The sequence below is a fragment of the Candidatus Symbiopectobacterium sp. NZEC135 genome (assembly GCF_025962695.1).
Genome location: NZ_JAGFPF010000122.1, coordinates 1 through 4,659, shown reverse-complemented (window position 1 = coordinate 4,659; position 4,659 = coordinate 1). Strand labels below are relative to the sequence as shown.

Annotated in this window: 3 protein-coding genes; 2 read left to right on the top strand and 1 reads right to left on the bottom strand. The window is 36.7% G+C overall.

The features are described 5' to 3' along the window. Window positions 1–312 precede the first annotated feature (312 nt). Window positions 313–1,053, top strand: coding sequence for a hypothetical protein (locus J5224_RS23395; RefSeq protein ID WP_264627637.1), 741 nt, complete (start codon window positions 313–315; stop codon window positions 1,051–1,053). Window positions 1,054–1,503: 450 nt separating this feature from the next. Here J5224_RS23395 and J5224_RS23390 read toward each other — a convergent pair whose 3' ends face one another. Continuing rightward, complete coding sequence (locus J5224_RS23390) at window positions 1,504–2,373, bottom strand: hypothetical protein (RefSeq protein WP_264627636.1); 870 nt, start codon at window positions 2,371–2,373, stop codon at window positions 1,504–1,506. Window positions 2,374–2,766: 393 nt separating this feature from the next. On the opposite strand from J5224_RS23390, the gene J5224_RS23385 reads away from it, so the two are divergent. Continuing rightward, window positions 2,767–4,380 carry a restriction endonuclease gene (locus J5224_RS23385; RefSeq protein WP_264627635.1) on the top strand — a complete coding sequence of 538 codons (1,614 nt, stop codon included), beginning with the start codon at window positions 2,767–2,769 and terminating at the stop codon, window positions 4,378–4,380. Window positions 4,381–4,659: the final 279 nt, after the last annotated feature.

Genomic DNA, 4,659 nt, shown 5'->3' with positions numbered 1-4,659 from the left:
TATACCTAGCTGTATGATTAACTTTACGGACTGATGTTTGATATGATAATTTGTACATTCATTTATCGACGCCTTATTAAGTTAATAGTTTTCACCATAATCGGACATATCCAACAGCATTGTGATGTTCTTAAAGGGAAATTAGCTTAATTTATTGGTATTCTGCCAACTGCTGAATTCTTATGCTCACAATAGGAGTTATTCTACATACATCATGATTTGAAAATTTAAAGATAGATAGTAGGCGTGATAAGTGATAATATTTCCTGTCTATCCGAACATCCGAACTATATAAAACAAAGGGCTAATTTAGTGATTAAAGTTACTGGCGATGGCTGGGAAGTTCCTTCAATTTCTTGTAGTACCCAAAAGTTAGCTGAGGCTGTCTATAAAATATTTTCCAGTTATGTTGGGGAAGAGATTAAAAGTGATATTTTAGTAAATAATAATCGTCATGAAAAATATCCTCTTGCTCACTTTGAAAAAAATAATGGAAACTGGGAGATTACTCTATGTTGTGAATCTGGTGATCATTGGGCACAAATGGCTTATCAGCTCTCACATGAGTTATGCCATTTATACTGTAACCACTCTCTTGCTCGCAAACATAAGCATAAATGGTTTGAAGAAAGTTTATGTGAATGTGCTTCTATAGCAGTCATGTATAAACTCGGTGAAGATTGGAATTTCTTTGAAATATCATCTTATAATTCGAGTTACGGATCTCATATTACTGAGTATATCGGTCAAGTGGTAAATACTGTCCATAGATTATTTGATACAAGTAATGAATTTACGTCTTGGCTATCTAGTATGTTACCTCAATTAGAAAAATCTTCGACACAGAGAGAAATCAATAAAGTTGTTGCTATATATCTCTTTAATTCAATCCTAAAGGAACAATCTGATAATTGGTCGGCAATAATATCTTTAAATTTATGGGATTGTTCAATGGATAGAAATTTCTATTCATTTATTGATAATTGGTTGTTTGCTTCTGAAAGCAATTTTGAAGAGGTTAAAAAAATCACTACTCTTCTTGGGGAGAGTTGACACCATTTAATAAGCTAAAGTACGAAAGAGATATTTATTTTTATAATATCTTTTAAACAATTCTATTGAAAATAGAATAATTGCATATGAGATATTTTCAATATGTTAAGTTTTTATTACTCAAGTCAACATCTGCTAAATACTCCCGTATTATTGATGCTTGACTTCTCATCGTGCAAGGCCAACTCTGACGGGAGGTAGCAGACTTCTAAGTACAGCGCTATTATGCGAGGCTATTTATATGTTGACTTCTAAATAGCTGGTCCGAATAGTAAATCACTTAGTAACTTATGGTGATTAATCCGTTTCTTATCATTATAGCTATTTAGTTCTAGCTCACACCAACCCGAAGACATTGCTACGAGCAGGTCTGTGACGTAAGTATACATTGGTAGTTTTAATTAAATTAACAATCGGAACTGAATTAAGATCTATTATTAATGCCTAAGATTAATCACCAGTTTCTTCTGAAAGTGCCTGTATAACTTGTCCACACTCTCCACATACTACGAGAAGTTGGCTACCTTCTTCATACCCATAAACTTCACTAATTAAACTATGACAGTTAGGGCATTTTATTTCTCGATCAAAGCCTATGAATTTAAGGAATAAATTTTGAATCAATGAAACTGCTGTACAAGTAAGTAGAAGGCAAATTTTAGCATCGGGGAAATTTTTATTTGAAGAGTGTACGGTTTCTGCAGCGAGGTCCCATGCGGATTCAATCGTTGAACGACAATACTTTCTGAGGCTAGAATTGCGTTTCCCAGTAGCATATAAACCAATGATAATCCGGCAAATATTTTTAAAGTCAGCTACTTTAATGTTCTCTTTTTTTAATATGTCCTCATGATTTTTATAAAGATATCCAGCAAGCTCAACCATGCTCTCTCTGCATGTCAATCCAACACTTTGAATATCTTCAGGAGCACTAATATTGTTCAGAGCAATGGCGGAAGCATTTAATCTCCGACTAATAGAACTTAGCATATCAATATCTAAAGGTAACTCATTAATGACATGTTTGAAATCATTACTATGCCTTGCTTGTAGTCTTTGCGTTATGCCTAAGTGGAAAGAATATGCTTCATCAGCAGAAAAGAAAAACTCATTTTGAGTATATAGATTTAAAGGGATATTTTCACCTTCAGCAACCCACCAGTTACCATCGTTTTTTGTTCTGACATTCCAAATATTAACCTCAAAATCTAAGTCATTAAATGTTTTCTCGACCTGCATGTTTTTTATGTTTTCCAGATGTTGAGATTTTAAATATTCAGTTATTCTTCTCTCAGCATCAATTCTATACTCAGGCGTCATCTGCAATCCTTTTCGGTGAGATCATAAACATGATAAAAAAACACAACACGAAAGTGTATGTTATTAACATATGTTTTTATGTCTTGCAATATCTACATAATAACTATTTTTATGCAACAGATCCTTCAGTCGAGTTGTACTGCAAACTGCATGATTCCTGCTCCTTGCTTTTTACCGACAAACACATTTAGTGGGGCAGTCTACGCCAGAACCGGATCTTAATCACAGCACAATGAAGCAGATCAAACATAGTATTGAAAGATTACTCTCATTATCTGGATCATCCAGTTGACAATGGAGTAAATTAAAACAGCGTATGTGAATCCACGGCTGCTTGCAGCAGCTTTTCTATGGTTATGGTTCTATCTTTCAGTTGGGGGCCCTGGGACAGCAATGGGACGCAGATCTGGATTTGAAGGTTTGATACGTGCAACAGTTAGGGCAGCAGCGGCTGCGGAACGCGAGCGAAAGAGAGCAGAAAGAAATCATTTTGCTGGAGTCCGGCGTCTGGAGCGTGAAATTAAAAGAGACAACGCTCAAAGATTTCGTGAGCAAAAAGAAGCCGAGAAATTAGCTAAGGTTATGTATCTAGAGGGACGACAAGAAGAGGTGTCTGATTTAAACTCAGAGCTTGAAGATACTATTCTTGCTCTTTCGACCCTACTTGAACATACGCTCGAATTTGATGATTCGATAGATTTTTCCACATTGAAGAAAATCCCTAAGTTTGAAGACTTCAAAACTCCCCATCACTTATTACCTGAACCAGAGCCAGAACTGAGAGTTGTGAGTGTTCCTCCTATGTGGAAAATGATTTTTCCTTGGGTAAAAAGAAATTATCAACGTGAATTGCTAGTAGCTGAAGAGGCTTTCGTTAGATGCAAAGAAGAGCATTCGAGAAAGATTTCAAATCAGAAGATTGAATTAGATAAATTAACCGCAGAATATCAAAAACGCAGAAAAGTGTATTTTGATGAAATAAAAAATCAGCATGATGAAGTGGACCAGTTTGAGCAAAGTTATCTAAATTGCGATTCTGATAGCGTATTAGCCTATTGTGAAATGGTTCTTACAAGATCTGAATATCCTGAAACTGGGTTCCCCCAATCATTCAGACTTGCATATTTATCTGAAAATAAAGAATTGGTGGTGGAATATAACTTGCCTGAAATATCAATTGTCCCACGCGAGCTTGAATACAAGTATGTTAAGACAAGAGATGCAATTGATGCTAAGGCGAGAAAAGCGAATGAAATAAAAGATCTTTATCAGAATGTAATAGCCGCAATTACACTCCGAACTTTTCATGAGCTATTTGAAGCAGATAGGGCCCTAGCTTTAACTTCTGTACTTTTTAATGGTGTCATCGACACCGTTGATCCGACGAGTGGACACGATATTAAGATTACCTTAGTTTCTGCCCGAGCGCACAAGGATGATTTTATGCAAATCAAACTTGATCGGGTTGAAAAAAGTGCATGCTTACGAAGTTTGGGGGCTCAAGTTTCAGTTCGACCTGATGAGCTTCAGGCAGTCAAACCCATTCTTGAATTTGACATGGTCGATAAACGGTTCATTGAACAAGGGGATGCTCTTTCTGGCCTTGAAACACGCCCGAACCTGATGGAGCTTTCTCCTTCTGAATTTGAAGTACTAGTTTCAAATCTGTTTACGCAAATGGGGTTAGATACGAAACTCACCAGAGGTACAAAAGATGGTGGCGTTGATGCAGTTGCATTCGATACACGTCCAATCCTTGGCGGCAAAGTTGTTATTCAAGCGAAAAGGTATAAAGACACTGTTGGCGTAAGCTCCGTTAGAGATCTGTACGGTACTATGATGAATGAAGGAGCGAATAAGGGGATTTTGGTTTGTACCAGCCAGTATGGTAAAGATGCTTATCGATTCTGCGAAGACAAACCTATAGAACTTATCGATGGCGGTGGCCTTCTTTATCTTTTAAAAGAACATGCAGGCGTTTCAGCTCGTATTAATCCAAACTTTTAAGTAATTCTGGGATGCCACTATCAAGTGGCATTTTTATCAAATACTGCACTTCATTAGACTGATTCTTCATGATTAGCTCTTGGGATTCTAAGGTGGCCTGCCAAAGCTTCTGTAAGTCAGTTTGCCGTTTATTACCGAGCATCTGGTTAGGAACAGGGACTATGAACTCCAGCCGGTTCTAACACAGACTAGTCCTGTAATGGTTATAAAATGTGCTATAAGACCCCTGATTTGACTTTCAATCCTTCCTCATATAAAGTTACCGTTATCAGCTCTTAC

What these genes read in the sequence shown, in the direction of transcription:
- J5224_RS23385 (WP_264627635.1), top strand. Translation starts at nt 2,767, where the DNA reads ATGGGACGCAGATCTGGATTTGAAGGTTTGATACGTGCAACAGTTAGG.
- J5224_RS23390 (WP_264627636.1), bottom strand. Translation starts at nt 2,373, where the DNA reads ATGACGCCTGAGTATAGAATTGATGCTGAGAGAAGAATAACTGAATAT.